Here is a 14,906-nt window from a genome sequence, read left to right on the forward strand (position 1 = left end):
CGCCTATGCTTCGCAGCATAAACCTTGCAAGTCACTATCAAGTTCATTGGTAGCTACGCCTTTTATGGACTTTCACCACAGATTAATAGCATGCCCGTCATACCGAAAAAAAGCTGTTGCAAAATATGCAACAGCCATTATTTTCCTTATTTACTTAACTGAGCCACTACTTCATCGTATTCTGGAGCACCTAAGAAGTTCTGTATAAGAACTAACTGTGCATTTGGATTACTATGAGCAGCTCTTTCTCCTAACTCATTATGAGTAACTACCATATCTGCGTCTGCTGGTATTGAAGAAACTGGAGCATGAACAACTTCTATATCTTCTATTCCCGCTTCTTTTAATTTCTTACGAAGAACTGTTGCACCCATTGCACTTGATCCCATACCTGCATCACAAGCGAAAACTATTTTATGTACTTCTGAAGCTGATTTAACTTCTGCTGTTTCAACTTTTGTTCCTTTGCTTTCAGCTTTCATATCACTTACTTTTTTCTGTGATTCTTCTAAATCTGCATCTTTACCTGCGAATTTTAATATTGGTAATGCAACTGCAAATGATACTGCTGTAGCTGCTGCAACACCTGCTAATACTGGAAGGTATCCACCTTTTGGACACATTGCAAGTATAGCTATTATACTACCTGGAGATGCTGGAGCTGTTAATCCTGCACCTAACATACTATTTACGAATACACCTGTTGCTCCACCAGCTATTGCTGCTAATATTAAAACTGGATTCATTAATATATATGGGAAGTATATTTCATGTATACCACCTAAGAAGTGTATAACTACTGCACCTGGTGCTGAACTTTTTGCTGATCCTTTACCTGCTAAGCAGTATGCAAGAAGTATTCCAAGACCTGGTCCTGGATTTGATTCAAGTAGGAAGAATATTGATTTACCAACTTCTTCAACCTGCTGTATTCCCATTGGAGAGAATATACCATGATTTATTGCATTGTTTAAGAATAATACTTTTGCTGGTTCTATAAGTATACTTGCTAATGGAAGGAGTCCTCTCTGTACGAAGAAATTAACCCCTGCTTCCATTGCTGAGTTTAACATTTCAACAAGTGGAGTTACACCTAAAAGTGCAACTGCTGCTAATATTGCACCTAATATACCTAGTGAGAAGTTGTTTACAAGCATTTCAAATCCTGCTTTAACTTTTCCTTCTATTGCCTGGTCAAATTTTTTCATAACCCAAGCTGATAAAGGTCCCATTATCATTGCACCCATAAACATTGGAATATCAGCACCTACTATAACACCCATAGTAGCTATTGCACCTATTACTCCTCCTCTTTCACCGTGTACCATTTTTCCACCAGTATATGCTATTAATAGTGGAAGTAAGAATGTAGACATTGGAGATACCAATGCTGCTAGTCTTTCATTTGGAGCCCATCCAGTTTCTATGAATAAGGCTGTTATAAGTCCCCATGCTATGAACGCTCCTATTACTGGCATTACCATTCCACTAAGGAAACGTCCCATTACTTGAATTTTTTCTTTCATAAAATCATACCACCCTTCGATTGTTCCTTTTTTAGTATTTATTATTTCGATTTTTCTATGTAGTATGATTGGCCAATCACTTTTTCTTTTCTTGATTTTATTATAAGGTGTTGTGATATCGTTTTCAATTTAAACTAATGACACTTTTGGCATTGTGCACTAGTGACATTTTATAAGTTTTCTGTTTTTCCAATGCTTTCGTCTTTTTTAATTTATTAAACATGACATCGTTTGTCATGATTTAAATGTTATAATTAATTGTAGTAATAATAAGATTTAGATTATTTTTTTTATTTATTATATTATTTTTTAATTTGGAGGAATTTATATGGATAAAACTTTTATAAATTTAACACTAGATAATATAGATAGTGAACATATTTGCTGTGCAATTTCAGATAAAAAACATCAAAATGGAGTATCTTGTAAAAAGGATTGGTTAAAAAGTCAGTTTAACAGCTCTCATGTTTTTAGGAAATTAAATGAGAGAGGGAAAGTTTTTATTGAGTACTGTGATATTGAAGATGCGTGGGTTCCTATTTTAGGAGAAAATTTTGTATATATTCACTGTCTTTGGGTTGCTGGATCTTCTAAAGGCAACGGATACGCAAATGAGCTTTTAAATTATTGTATAGAAGATGCTAAGAATAGAGGGAAATCTGGTATATGTGTTCTTAGCTCAAAGAAAAAGAAACCTTATTTATCTGATAAGAAATTTTTTGCTAAGTATGGATTTAGGGTTTTAGATTCTATAAACAACGAGTATGAGCTTTTAGGCTTAACTTTTTATGATACTGATATTCTTGATAAAAATATTCCTCATTTCTCTGATCCCGCTAAGAAAATGAGTATAGATGAAGATGTTTTGACTATATACTACTCTCATCAATGTCCGTTTGTTGTGAATTCTATTGAGGAAGTACGTAGTTATTGCTCTGAAAACAATATTGATGTAAATATTATTTTAGTTGATTCTCTTGAAAAAGCTAAGAATCTTCCTTGTGTGTTTAATAACTGGGCTGTATTTTTAAACGGTAAGTTTGAATCGTGCAGCTTACTAAATAAAAATTCTTTAAAGAAGTTATTGAATAGCAAATAATAATAACTAATTTTTTTAATATTGGAGAGGTAAAGTTATGAGTGACAGTAGACTTTTTAAAATTTTATATTACCTTTTAAAAAACGGAACTACTACAGTTAAAGAGCTTGCCGAGATATTTGAGGTTTCTACCAGAACTATCCACAGAGATATTGATTCTCTAAGCTCTGCAGGTATTCCAATATGCACAAGTAGAGGTCGACATGGTGGAGTTTATATAATGAATAATTTCATATTAGATAAATCAGTATTTTCAGCAGAAGAAAGAGAGCAAATTTTAACTGCTATCAATGATTTTTCTTTTATCTTGGATGAAGATACCAACGATCTTTTAAACAAACTATCTGCTATTTTCAATACAAATGCTAGAAATTGGATTGAAGTTGATTTATCTAATTGGCGTTATAACAAGCCTTCTCAGGATATTTTTAATAGTATAAAGTTTGCAATACTAGACAAGAAGATTATTTCTTTCGAATATTATAGTAAAGGTAATTCAACTTATAGAAAAATAGAGCCTATTAAATTGCTTTTCAAAAGCTATAATTGGTATATTTATGGATTTTGCCTTTTGAGAAATGATTATAGACTTTTCAAGCTTTCCAGGATAAATAACTTGAAAGTTTTAGATGATAAATTTGAGAGATGTGATGAAACAAGCTCTATTGTAGATAATGCTTTTTATAATCAAAACCTTGTTCCTGTAAAGCTAATGTTTGATAAGAGTGTTTCGTATAGAGTTTTTGATGAGTTTGATAAATCTGAGATAGAGATTGACGATGAATTCTTGATTGTAAATACTAATCTTCCTTCAAATGATTATCTTTTCTCCTATCTACTCTCTTTTGGTCCTAATGTCGAACTATTGGAACCTTATGATTTGAGAGAAGAGTTTAAAAAAGTTATAAAAGAAATTTTTAGGAAATATTTTACTTTATAAGACATAAGTTGTCATATTTACTTTTATATAATTTAATATATAAATTTTTAAATTATATAAATGGAGGAAGTATATAACATGAAACTAGAATGGCGAAAACACGAAAAGGAAATATATAATATCAAGAAAGTACCTACTCTTTTGGATGTATGTACTCAAAATTTTATTATGATAGGTGGCAAAGGAAATCCAAACGACGAGGAATTTTCTGAAAAAGTATCTGCTCTTTTTTCTTTGGCTTATGCTATAAAAATGGATTATAAAAAATCACATCAAGTAAAAGACATTGATACTGATGAGATTGCAGATTATGTTGTTTATCCTCTTGAAGGAATTTGGAAAGTTTCTCAAGATAATTCGACTAAAAATAATTGCTGCAATGAATTTGATAAGAATAATTTAGAATATACAATTATGATTAGACAGCCTGATTTTATAACAGAAGATGATTTTAAATCAGCAGTTGATAAAGTGTCCAAAAAGAAGCCTAATGCTTTTTATAAAGATATTTATTTTGATTCTATGAATGATGGTAAATCTGTAAATATTTTACACGTTGGCTCGTATGACGATGAAAACTCTTCTTTTAAGAAGATGGACTTATTCTGTAAGGAAAATGGATTGACTAGAAAATATGATTGGCATAGGGAGATTTATTTAAGTAATTCTAATAGAACTGAGGAGAGTAAATTGAAAACTATTTTAAGATATTGTATAAAATAAATCAAAATTTACCGAATATCTATTTTAAGAGCAGCAAAGAGTATATAGACAAAATCTTCTCCAGGCTTCGACGTGTGTGTGAGTAACATACTTTGTTGTATTTAAAATACACGTCTGCAGATTGTCGAGTGATTTTGTCTATATACTCATATGCTGTAGCTTATAAATAGCTTTGTAAAGTTTTGATTTAATCATCCTTTAGCAAGCTAGTAAATTTATAACATATTGAAACAAAAGGACTTGTTGAAAATATTACATCGGTTATCCACAGGTTCTGCTCAAATCGAATTTTATAGGGATAATATCTAACTTAGTGGATTGAAGTGCATAGACAAAACTCTCTCGACAATCTGGAGACGTGAGGAATTTTTGCAACAGAACTATTTACTTGTACACACGTCGAAGCTGGAGAGGAGTTTGTCTATGTCTTCAATCCCTGAGAGAAATTAACGTATAAATTTTGATTTATCTCTTTTTATAAACCTTCTTAGGATAGTAATCCTTCTCTATCTTCATAACAAAATAGACCATAAGCCAAATTGTTTCAAAAATAGTCCCAATAATAGGAATAAATACCAAAAGCATATTCTTATAGAAAATACTTGGAATAAGTGGAATCCCTATCAAAATAAACACTACTCCATAAATGATAAATAATCTTCCAACTGCTTTATTAAATCCTATAACATCTTCAACCTCTGGAACATCAAAGTTCGCCCAAAATCCTACCTGTTTCTTAGATCTATAATCGTAAATTCCTATCCCTACAAACAACAATCCACAGATTACCCAAATAACAAAGCCCATTATTTCCATATCTATCACCCCTTTAGGTTTAAATATCTTATTCTATAGAATTTATAATCTCTTTAGCAAAATCAATCAATAACTTAGATTTTTCACCAAAGTTATTTTCATCTATATCGACTTTTCTAATATAAATATCCATTATATTTTTTTCATAATCAGAACAAACATCTCTAACTTTCTCAAAATCAGACTTTCTTCTAAGATATATCCCCTCATCTAAAAATAACTTCGCCTGAATTGTAAAGAAAGCCATTTTATAAAGACCTTTTAACATCTCTATATCCTTAGCATGAAGATAATTATGCGCAGCAGAATGATAAATCATACAAGCACTATCTCTTACTGATTTATTTATATCATCTATAGTTACCTTTTCTATTATTTCATCTAAACTACCATAAATAGAAACTGTGTCCATGCAGAACTGAAATAATTCGCACTTATTCCAATTACTTATCTCATCATATCCAGATACAAAACCGCATAAAAGATCTCTATTTTCTATGTTTTTAACACAATTCTCATATCTAACTAAATCTTCAAATTCCATCTTATCTAGAATCATAACTACATCTATATCACTAGTTTCTCTAGCTTCATTTCTAGCTCGGCTTCCCTGAATTCCAACAAATTTTACTCTATCGCCAAACTCATCTACTACTATATCTTTATATTTTTCAATCCAATTTTTAGTCCAATCTGAAAGAAGTTCTCTATTTTCACTATATTTTCTATACATTTCTAAAATCGAAATTTCTTTACCTTTCAAATCTATCACCTCTTTCAAATTAATAGCTTTTTAAATCAATCTATCTTCTATGTTTAGAATATTTCATATTAGAGTAGTCCCCTTCTTTTTTAGCTTTCTGCTCTTCTATTTCTATCTCTACTCTCTTTAAAAAATCCTGTAGTTCCAGATTAAATACTTCCGGTCTTTCTATTTGTAAATTGTGCCCAGCCATATCCACAACAGAAATACTGCATCTTTTGTAGTCTTCTGAAATTTTTAATAAATCTCTATAACCAACACTGTTATCCTGTCTTCCACATAGTATCGTAACTGGCTGATCAAATCTCATATTCTGTACTTTTTCATCAACATCAAATGGGAACCGGTAATTTCTACTAAGCTGATTTAAGAATTTAGAATCAGCTATTTTCAACCCACATAATATTTCATTCTTATATCTTTCATATGTGTACTCATTTACTATTACAGCATTTTTCATAAATTCCTTAAAATCTTCATCATCTTTATTTTCTTCATAGAATTTATCATCCATAAATTTTAGGTTGCTTCTGCTTATATCCATTTTGCTATAATCTGACAGTATAAGTGGGCATATTAAAAACATTCCATATACTCTGTCCGTAAATCTAGACAATATCCCTCTTGTAAGATATCCTCCATAAGATTCTCCAGCAATCATAAATTTTTCTCCAGCAACTATTACAGAAATAAACTCGCAAAGCATATCCAAGATAGAGTTTGATGAGCTTATCCAACTTGCAGACTCTGATTTACCCATTCCTGGTAAATCTATATATATTCTTTTGTATCCATCATATTTTTCCATAACTGGCTCCATGCAGCCCTTCATAAGCTCTTTATCACATTCAAACCCATGAATCATGAAAAATGGGATACCTTCTCCTATACATTCGTAATGAATATTTATTCCTCTATAATTAAAATACATTGAAACTTTCCCCTTACCTCTTAAAATTAAAACCAAATTTAATAATTATAAAACTTACTTGCTCCAAGACATTAAAAATTCTACCTCATCGTTGTCCTCTTCTATATTTTTATCTACAACAACGAATCCTTCCCTTTTGTAAAATTCTATTGCCCTCGTATTTTTCTCGTAAACACTAAGATTTAGTTCTTCTCTTTTCTCTTTGATAAAATCTAAAAGACTTTTTCCTATACCTTTAGATTTATTATTACCTTTCACAAATATTCCGGCTATATAATTCTCCATAAGACCTACAAACCCTTTAATTTCTCCGTCTTCCTCAAATACATATAGCTCGGCACTAGGCATCATCTCTTTTACCATATCAAAATTATTTCTCCAATAATTTTCATCGATAAAATTGTGAGCCTCTATGTTGGTATTTACCCAAATTTCCATTATATTATCCAAATCTTTTGATTTATATTCTCTTATATTATCTATTTTCATTCTTCCTAAATATCTCCTAAATTTTTTCTTTATTAATATTTTTTATATTTAAATAACAACAGTATCACTCTAATCTCTTTAATTATATCATTTGATATAGATTTTTACTATATATTCAGATTATTTTAGAAAGTATTTCATTTGAATTTTAAAATAAAAAAAAGTTAGGCATTACTTAAAACGCCTAACCTTTTTTCATTATTTATCTTTAATTTTTAAAATCAAAATTTTATTCCGTTATTAATCAGATTTATTTTGTCTTTTTTTGTGTATTATCTTACGCTGAAATGGACCTATCTTCTGCTCTTCATTTCTATCATATCGCCATATACTGGTGTAGGCATTCCGAATCCACCAGATACGTCAACAACCTGTCCTGTTGTGAATGCTCCATCATCACTAGCAAAGTATAATACTGTTCCTGCTATTTCTTCTGGAGTTGCCATTCTCTTTATAGGAGTATGTTTTAAGAAGAATTCTTTGAAATCATCACTTAAGTTATCGCTTACTGCGTCAGTTGCTGTCATTCCTGGAAGTACAGCATTGCATCTTACGTTATCTCTAGCTGCATGAGTAGCTATTATTTTTGTTAAGTAGTTTATTGCTGCTTTACTTGTTCCGTAAGCTATCTGAGATATATCTGGACATATACCACCTACTGAAGATATATTTATTATGCTTCCTCCACCGTTTTTAGCCATATGAGGTATTACAGCCTGAGAAGTTATAAATACACTTGCTAAATTTAAATCTATAGTTTTTATAAATGTTTCATATTCAGTTGCTTTTATATCTAAGTCTTTTTTAGGATTAGATGTACCAAAGTTGTTAACTAATACGTCTATTCTTCCTTCTTTTGCTATTACTTCATCTACCATAGTCTGATATGATTCTTTTTCTGTTGCATCATTATACACTATATCTACTTTGCATCCTTCAGCATTTAATCTATCAGCCACACCCTGAGCTCTTTCTAGATTTCTTGCACCCATATATACTTTTGCTCCTTCTCTTGCAAATCTTTCTACACAAGCAAGACCTATACCTCTTGTTGATGCTGTTATAAGAACTACTTTACCTTCTAATCTCATTTTAAAGTCCTCCTTAAATTGAAGTTATAATTTTTCGTGAAATAAAATCACTCTCATCTACAATTATACCCACTCCAATTAAGAGCTTAACGACAAATAATGACAAAATTAAAACAATTGAGATACCGTTTTCTATATATAATACAACAAATTTGTTAAATTATTAGTGTTAATATTCCATAAGTTGCAAATGCTACAATCCAAGCTAAAACGCACTGCCATACAACTACTCCAATTGCCCATTTTACACCTAATTCTCTTTTTATAGATGCTACTGCTGCAACACAAGGAGTGTATAATAGACAGAATACTAATAATGATCCAGCTCCAGCAGTTGTAAGTGTTTTTAATAATGCATCTGTGCTTCCGAAAAGAACTGTTAATGATGATACAACACTTTCTTTAGCTAAGAATCCAGATATTAGAGATGTAGTTATTCTCCAATCCCCAAATCCTACTGGAGTAAATATTGGAGCCATCATTCCTGCTATGTGAGCAAGTATACTCTGCTGTGAGTCGGCTACCATGTTGAAATTGTAGTCGAAGTTCTGTAAGAACCATATAACCATTGTTGCTAAGAATATTACTGTAAATGCTCTCTGTAGGAAATCTTTTGATTTATCCCATAGTAAGTGCATTATATTTTTAGCTGCAGGTAATCTATAGTTTGGAAGCTCCATAACAAAAGGAACTGCCTCACCTTTAAACATTGTCTTTTTCATTAATAAAGCCATTAATATTCCAAGAGCCATTCCAAGTACATAAAGCAATATCATTACTAATGCTCCATTATCTGGGAAGAATATCGCTGTAAAGAATGCATATATCGGTAATTTAGCTGTACAGCTCATGAAAGGTGTTAATAGTATAGTTACCTTTCTATCCCTCTCTGAAGGCAATGTACGGCTCGCCATGACCCCAGGAACAGTACATCCAAAGCCTATTAACATAGGTACTATACTTCTTCCAGATAATCCTAGTTTTCTAAGAAGCTTATCCATTATAAATGCAACCCTAGCCATATATCCACTATCTTCTAGGATTGATAAGAAGAAGAATAGTGTAACTATTATCGGTAGGAAACTAAGCACTCCACCTACACCGTTGAATATACCCTCTATTATAAGTGAGTGTAGTGCATCATTTACATTAGAATTTGTAAGGAATTGATCTACAACCTCTGTCAATGAGGCTATTCCCATTTCCAATAATCCCTGTAAGAAACTTCCTATTACATTAAATGTAAGCCAGAATATTATTCCCATTATTCCTATAAATATCGGTATTCCTGTATATTTTCCTGTTAGAAGCTTGTCTATTTCCTTACTTCTAACTCTTTCCCTACTCTCTTTTGGTTTTATAACTGTAGCATCGCATACAGATAGTATAAATTCAAATCTCATCTTAGCTATAGAAGCAGATGCATCCAGTCCTGTTTCTTCTTCTATCTGTTTTACGATATCGTTTAATATTCTTTTTTCTGTGTCTGAAAGCTCAAGTTCTTCTAAAATTCTATTATCACCTTCAACAATTTTTGTCGCAGCAAATCTAACTGGTATGTTCTTTTCTTCTGCGTGGTCCTCTATTAAATGCATAACTGCATGTAATCCTCTGTGTAATTCCCCTTTTGGAGTACAGAAATCATGTCTTAGAGGCTGTTCTTGGTATTTTGCAACGTGAACAGCGTGTCTAGTTAGCTCATCTATCCCTTCATTCTTAGCTGCTGAAATAGGGACAACTGGCACACCTAGTAGCTCTTCTAAATCACTTACCAATACAGAACCGTCATTTTTCTTTAGCTCATCCATCATATTAAGAGCTACAACCATCGGTATGTCTAACTCTAGTAGCTGCATTGTTAAGTATAAATTTCTTTCTATGTTTGTAGCATCTAGTATATTTATTATTCCTTTAGGTTTATTATTTAATAAAAATTCCCTTGTTACTATTTCCTCGCTACTATATGGTGACATAGAGTATATTCCAGGTAAGTCTGTTATCAATGTATTGCTATAACCTCTTATAACACCGTCTTTTCTATCTACTGTAACCCCTGGGAAGTTACCTACGTGCTGGTTTGATCCTGTTAACTGGTTAAATAATGTTGTTTTTCCACAGTTCTGATTTCCGACAAGTGCAAATGTAAGAACTTCATCGTCTGGTAGAGGATTTTCTGTTTTCTTATCGTGATATTTTCCGTCCTCACCATAGCCTGGATGGTCTTTCTCTATATTAAGAACTTTCTTTATCTTCATATCTTCTAAGTTTTCATCTTTTTTAGCTCTATGGTGATGATTTTCTATTATTTCTATTTTTTCCGCATCTGCTAGTCTTATTGTCAGCTCATATCCATGAATTTTTAGCTCTATAGGATCTCCCATAGGCGCGTATTTAACAACACTTACTTCTACTCCTGGAATCAATCCCATGTCTAAGAAGTGCTGTCTTAACTGACCTTCTCCACCAACTGACACTATTTGGGCGCTTTTCCCGATTGGTAAATCTTTTAATGTCATATTTCCTTTTCCTTTCTAAATCTTTAACTTTTGTTGAATCTCTACTGCTATAATATATACCTTTTGAGAACTTTTTTCAACAAAAAAATCACACCTATTACAGTGTGATTTTTAATCGGCAAGTTTGTATCCCTTTGATCAATTCTTTATTTTACTTTATGGTTTTATTTTTATTTTTAGTTTTTATTTACAAGGTCTAAGCTTATATCTCCGTCAACTGTGTACATTTCTAATGAATGTTTAGGATCTTTAGCTTTCCATACATAAGAACTATTGCTTGAATATTCGTCTTCTGAAGTGCTTCCACCTAAATTCTGTTTAACTACACCAGCTGTAGTATCTGCATTTATATTCATATGATCTAAATCTTCTTTCATAAATTTAGCACTTAAATCACCTGTTGATGATTCTAAGACAGTTTTTCCTTCAAATTTACTTTCTGTTGAAGTTATATTACCGTCAGATACTTCTACACCAGAATCTTTTATTAAACATCTAGTTAAATCTACATCACCTGAAGATAATTTTATTTTTAATTCTTTAGAGTGTAAATCTTCAACAGTTATTTTCCCTGAAAGTAGGTCTACTTTTGTTTTCTTTAATTCTGCTCCTTCTGGAACGTATATTGTTATATTATTTTTAACTTCTTTTTTATCTGTTGATTCATCTTTATTTGCGTCGGCATTGTCTTTTTTGTCTTTATCTGTTTTAGTGTCTTTCTGTTCGAAGTCTCCTTCTTTATTTGGATCGTCTCTTCTCTTGTCTTTTATAATTAATTTATCCCCGTTATCGCCTTCTGTTTTATAGACAAGCGGATCCTTTCCATTTTTGCCTTCAAAATTGTAAGACATATAGAATTTGTTGTCTTCTGATCTTTTTATATTTATATTTGCGTCTAATACATCAGCTTTGATTTCTTTTAAATCATTTAAAGCTATGTGGTCATCAGAATATTCTTTTAAGTCTTCAGTTTTTTCTTCTTTTTTTACACTAGGTTCGCCTGAGTGATTTTTTCCGAATTTATCTCTCATTCCATATCCTACAGCCCCTATAATACATATTGCACAAACCATTGCTACAGCTTTTTTGTTCATAACTATCATCCCTTTTCAGTATAATTTTATGCTTATTATTTAATACCCCTGTTTTAAAGCTCTGTAAGTTATTGTATTTCATATAGAAACTTTACTGCACAAGCTGCCGACACATAGAATATAACGCTCAATATGCATAGAGTCAACAAGGTTTCTTGTTTTATCATTTAATTCTCAAATAGAATACACGCTAAATTCTAATAGCTTTTTGTATATAGTATTTATATTTTCTTTAAATATTTTAAATATATTTTTTATTTTCAGTTTATATTTAAAAGTGCAGTTTTTAATAAAAGAAAAAGCACCCCCTATTGAGATTAATTACTCTCTTTTGGGATGCTTTTCTGAGATATATTTTATTTTTTATTATATTGCTTTTACTAATTTATCTGCTAGTTCTTTTAATTCTTTTTCTTCACTTGCTGTAGGTGCTTCGTTACTTATTACTGTACCTAATACTTCAGCTCCATCATTTGTCATTCTTTCAGACCAAATTTCCATCCATTCTCCAGATCCCCATCCATATGATCCAAATAGAGCAACTTTTTTGCCAGATAATCCAGCTTCTAACTCTTCAACAAATGGCTCCATTTCTCCTTCTTCTAGTTCTTCATTTCCCATAGATGGGCAACCTAGTGCAAATACTGTATCTTCTAGTAATGTATCTTTATCTATATCAGAAACGTTAAATAACGCCGCTTCATTTCCTACTTCTTTTATCCCTTCAGCTAACATATTAGCCATACTTTCTGTATTTCCTGTTCCACTCCAGTAAACAACTTTAACCATCTTTCTATTCCTCCTTTGAGTCGATAAAATTTTTATTTAGCTACATTCTATATATTCTTTTGATTTATGCAGCTCTTACAGCAAATTCTCTACATTCAGAGCAAATCTGATGTATCTGTTTGCCGTTTTCAATTTGTTCTACAAAATATTTCTTTATATCTTTATATATTTTAAATAGCTGAATTTTTTCTTCAGCATTTTTGTAGACTTTCCAATAGCCAGAGTATAGATAATTTTTTCCATTATTTTCTATAAACCCTGAAACATCTTCTAGTGGATATCCAAGAACTATCCCCATTTCATGAGGAAACTCAGCTTTTCCTTCTTTAAATTCAGTGTATCTACCTGATAATTTTTCAATCACAGAATTTACATCAAAATTCTTATAACCATACTGTTTTATAAATTCTATGTTTTCCTCATCTAGAAGTGCTTCCTCTAGCTTTTCTCTGTTAAAAATTATTGATACAGAGTCATTTTTGCCAGTATATAATTTCATATGTTCTGCTCCAGTGTTTTTAAGTTCTTCTGATATACACCCTTCACAATGATTGCTATATATTAATAAGTTTGAAGGTTTTATACCCGATAACACTAATGAACACTGTAAAGCTATATTTCCTTTTATACTGCATCTTAGACATGATATATTCATTTTATATTCTCCTCTCTGTACCAATTTTATTTATATTTATCGTCTTTATTGATATTGATTATCGTTATTGTTTTCTATGTTTATTATATTACTACAGAGATAAATTTAAAGCAAGCTTTTATTTGATAATTAGTATCATTTATTTATCATTTTCTATTTTCTTTTATCAACAACTCCTACAATCCTTGATTTAACTAGACTTATTTTCATCTGAAAAATTATATTTTCGCATAAAAAAGACACCTACCTCTCGATAAGTGTCTTGTATTTTTGTATTTTTTTATTTATTAACTTTTAAATCATTTTTTACAAATTGTCTTTTTATAAGATCGTTGTGTCTTGGTTTTATCCATATCAGCTTTTGAATATTTTCATTAAATAAATACGGTTTATTCAAGTAAGGTTTTAGGTCTATTTCACTTTTTGAGTGTATGCACAGCCTCATCATACCATCAGCTGTTACATTTATCTTGTTGCATTTATTGCAGAAAGAGCATTCTAAAGGTGTTATTACACCTATTCTTCCCTTAGATCCTTTTACCTTGTAATAGCTTGCTATACTTCCTTTGTCGGTGTTTTCTATTTGTCTTATACCTGGAAGCTCTTCTATTACAGTTTTTATATCGTAGTGTCCTCTATTGTATATAGCTTTAGCCTCTCCATAAGGCATAAATTCTATAAACCTCACATCTACTGGTATCCTTCTTGATATCTGTATAAAATCTATAATCTCATTGTCATTGAAGTCGTTTATAGCAACACAGTTTATCTTTACTTTCATTCCTAATCTAAGACATGAATCTATCCCTGTTAATACCTCATTTAAGTTACCATTTCTTGTTACAGCATGGTATTTATACTGTTTAAGGGAATCTATACTCACATTTACACTTGTAAGACCACTATCTTTTAACCTCTGTGCTAACCTGACAAGAGTTGTACCGTTAGTAGTTAATGATATATCTCTTATTCCACAATCTCTTGCACATTTTATAAAGTCTGGTAGATTTGGATGTAGTGTCGGCTCTCCTCCACCACCTACAAATTTTATTTTCTTTATTCCATTTTCAGCAAATGCTTTTATTAAAAATTTTATATCTTCAGCGCTTAGTACGTCATTTATATAATCAGGTCTGTATTTTGTGTCTGCTGGTTTACAATACACACATTGTAAATTGCATCTATTTGTTATAGCTATTTTTAGATAGTCAACTACTCTACCGTATCTATCTAGCATTAATCCTCTATCCTAAGATCAATTTATAAATCTTATATTAATTTTTTGATTTTCTAAACATATGCAATTTTTTTCGTATATTTCAACCACCTTTTTATTTTTCATTTTAAACACTCCTGATTATTATTTACGCTCTGTTAACTTATTTAGTATTGAATCTCGACCCCGGTAGGGTTTACAATGATTTCACCCAAAAACACATTCCCCCTACGGAAAGGAGTCGAGAAAATTGAAACC

The 14,906-nt window shown here is 31.1% G+C and carries 14 protein-coding genes; 3 read left to right on the plus strand and 11 right to left on the minus strand.

Features of this window, described 5'->3' with window-relative positions; all coding sequences use genetic code 11:
- Positions 1-146: 146 nt before the first annotated feature.
- Positions 147-1,526 (minus strand): PTS mannitol transporter subunit IICB, encoded by a 1,380-nt coding sequence (locus ACK2WN_RS11085; protein WP_416155594.1) that lies wholly within the window; start codon positions 1,524-1,526, stop codon positions 147-149.
- 328 nt (positions 1,527-1,854) lie between these two features.
- On the opposite strand from ACK2WN_RS11085, the gene ACK2WN_RS11090 reads away from it, so the two are divergent.
- The 3 genes from ACK2WN_RS11090 (at position 1,855) to ACK2WN_RS11100 (ending at position 4,288) form a co-directional block, all read left to right on the plus strand.
- On the plus strand, positions 1,855-2,625 hold the full coding sequence (locus ACK2WN_RS11090; RefSeq protein ID WP_201416016.1) for a GNAT family N-acetyltransferase: 771 nt from the start codon (positions 1,855-1,857) through the stop codon (positions 2,623-2,625).
- 37 nt (positions 2,626-2,662) lie between these two features.
- The gene (locus ACK2WN_RS11095; RefSeq protein ID WP_416155595.1) at positions 2,663-3,565 is read left to right on the plus strand and encodes a helix-turn-helix transcriptional regulator; all 903 of its coding nucleotides are present in this window, start codon (positions 2,663-2,665) and stop codon (positions 3,563-3,565) included.
- Positions 3,566-3,643: 78 nt separating this feature from the next.
- A complete protein-coding gene (locus ACK2WN_RS11100) occupies positions 3,644-4,288 on the plus strand; it encodes a GyrI-like domain-containing protein (protein WP_416155596.1) in 645 nt (214 codons plus the stop codon).
- 465 nt (positions 4,289-4,753) lie between these two features.
- Here ACK2WN_RS11100 and ACK2WN_RS11105 read toward each other — a convergent pair whose 3' ends face one another.
- The 10 genes from ACK2WN_RS11105 to moaA all read right to left on the minus strand — a co-directional run bounded on the left by ACK2WN_RS11105 (position 4,754) and on the right by moaA (position 14,669).
- Positions 4,754-5,104, minus strand: a complete 351-nt coding sequence (locus ACK2WN_RS11105) for a hypothetical protein (RefSeq protein ID WP_416155597.1) — start codon at positions 5,102-5,104, stop codon at positions 4,754-4,756.
- 28 nt (positions 5,105-5,132) lie between these two features.
- Positions 5,133-5,867 carry a nucleotidyltransferase domain-containing protein gene (locus ACK2WN_RS11110; RefSeq protein WP_416155598.1) on the minus strand — a complete coding sequence of 245 codons (735 nt, stop codon included), beginning with the start codon at positions 5,865-5,867 and terminating at the stop codon, positions 5,133-5,135.
- A gap of 40 nt (positions 5,868-5,907) precedes the next feature.
- Entirely contained in the window at positions 5,908-6,798 is an 891-nt protein-coding gene (locus ACK2WN_RS11115; protein WP_329982708.1) for an alpha/beta hydrolase, read from the minus strand.
- 54 nt (positions 6,799-6,852) lie between these two features.
- Positions 6,853-7,287: an N-acetyltransferase gene (locus ACK2WN_RS11120; protein WP_118549769.1), complete on the minus strand. Its 435-nt coding sequence runs from the start codon at positions 7,285-7,287 to the stop codon at positions 6,853-6,855.
- Positions 7,288-7,580: 293 nt separating this feature from the next.
- Positions 7,581-8,378, minus strand: coding sequence for an SDR family NAD(P)-dependent oxidoreductase (locus ACK2WN_RS11125; protein WP_329982711.1), 798 nt, complete (start codon positions 8,376-8,378; stop codon positions 7,581-7,583).
- Between the two features lie 155 nt (positions 8,379-8,533).
- Entirely contained in the window at positions 8,534-10,894 is a 2,361-nt protein-coding gene (gene feoB / locus ACK2WN_RS11130; protein WP_416155599.1) for a ferrous iron transport protein B, read from the minus strand.
- A gap of 176 nt (positions 10,895-11,070) precedes the next feature.
- The gene (locus ACK2WN_RS11135; protein WP_416155600.1) at positions 11,071-11,988 is read right to left on the minus strand and encodes a DUF4097 family beta strand repeat-containing protein; all 918 of its coding nucleotides are present in this window, start codon (positions 11,986-11,988) and stop codon (positions 11,071-11,073) included.
- A gap of 366 nt (positions 11,989-12,354) precedes the next feature.
- On the minus strand, positions 12,355-12,777 hold the full coding sequence (locus ACK2WN_RS11140; RefSeq protein ID WP_416155601.1) for a flavodoxin: 423 nt from the start codon (positions 12,775-12,777) through the stop codon (positions 12,355-12,357).
- Positions 12,778-12,841: 64 nt separating this feature from the next.
- Entirely contained in the window at positions 12,842-13,432 is a 591-nt protein-coding gene (locus tag ACK2WN_RS11145; protein WP_416155602.1) for a DUF3793 family protein, read from the minus strand.
- Between the two features lie 280 nt (positions 13,433-13,712).
- Positions 13,713-14,669 (minus strand): GTP 3',8-cyclase MoaA, encoded by a 957-nt coding sequence (gene moaA / locus ACK2WN_RS11150; protein WP_300530404.1) that lies wholly within the window; start codon positions 14,667-14,669, stop codon positions 13,713-13,715.
- Between the last annotated feature and the right edge of the window lie 237 nt (positions 14,670-14,906).

It is taken from the genome of Peptacetobacter sp. AB800 (assembly GCF_047807365.1).
Taxonomy (GTDB): Bacteria; Bacillota; Clostridia; order Peptostreptococcales; family Peptostreptococcaceae; genus Peptacetobacter.

Bases quoted from the DNA above. Each gene is read 5' to 3' on its own strand.
- ACK2WN_RS11085 (WP_416155594.1), bottom strand. From the start codon at position 1,526: ATGAAAGAAAAAATTCAAGTAATGGGACGTTTCCTTAGTGGAATGGTA.
- ACK2WN_RS11090 (WP_201416016.1), top strand. From the start codon at position 1,855: ATGGATAAAACTTTTATAAATTTAACACTAGATAATATAGATAGTGAA.
- ACK2WN_RS11095 (WP_416155595.1), top strand. From the start codon at position 2,663: ATGAGTGACAGTAGACTTTTTAAAATTTTATATTACCTTTTAAAAAAC.
- ACK2WN_RS11100 (WP_416155596.1), top strand. From the start codon at position 3,644: ATGAAACTAGAATGGCGAAAACACGAAAAGGAAATATATAATATCAAG.
- ACK2WN_RS11105 (WP_416155597.1), bottom strand. From the start codon at position 5,104: ATGGAAATAATGGGCTTTGTTATTTGGGTAATCTGTGGATTGTTGTTT.
- ACK2WN_RS11115 (WP_329982708.1), bottom strand. From the start codon at position 6,798: ATGTATTTTAATTATAGAGGAATAAATATTCATTACGAATGTATAGGA.
- ACK2WN_RS11120 (WP_118549769.1), bottom strand. From the start codon at position 7,287: ATGAAAATAGATAATATAAGAGAATATAAATCAAAAGATTTGGATAAT.
- ACK2WN_RS11125 (WP_329982711.1), bottom strand. From the start codon at position 8,378: ATGAGATTAGAAGGTAAAGTAGTTCTTATAACAGCATCAACAAGAGGT.
- feoB (WP_416155599.1), bottom strand. From the start codon at position 10,894: ATGACATTAAAAGATTTACCAATCGGGAAAAGCGCCCAAATAGTGTCA.
- ACK2WN_RS11135 (WP_416155600.1), bottom strand. From the start codon at position 11,988: ATGAACAAAAAAGCTGTAGCAATGGTTTGTGCAATATGTATTATAGGG.
- ACK2WN_RS11140 (WP_416155601.1), bottom strand. From the start codon at position 12,777: ATGGTTAAAGTTGTTTACTGGAGTGGAACAGGAAATACAGAAAGTATG.
- ACK2WN_RS11145 (WP_416155602.1), bottom strand. From the start codon at position 13,432: ATGAATATATCATGTCTAAGATGCAGTATAAAAGGAAATATAGCTTTA.
- moaA (WP_300530404.1), bottom strand. From the start codon at position 14,669: ATGCTAGATAGATACGGTAGAGTAGTTGACTATCTAAAAATAGCTATA.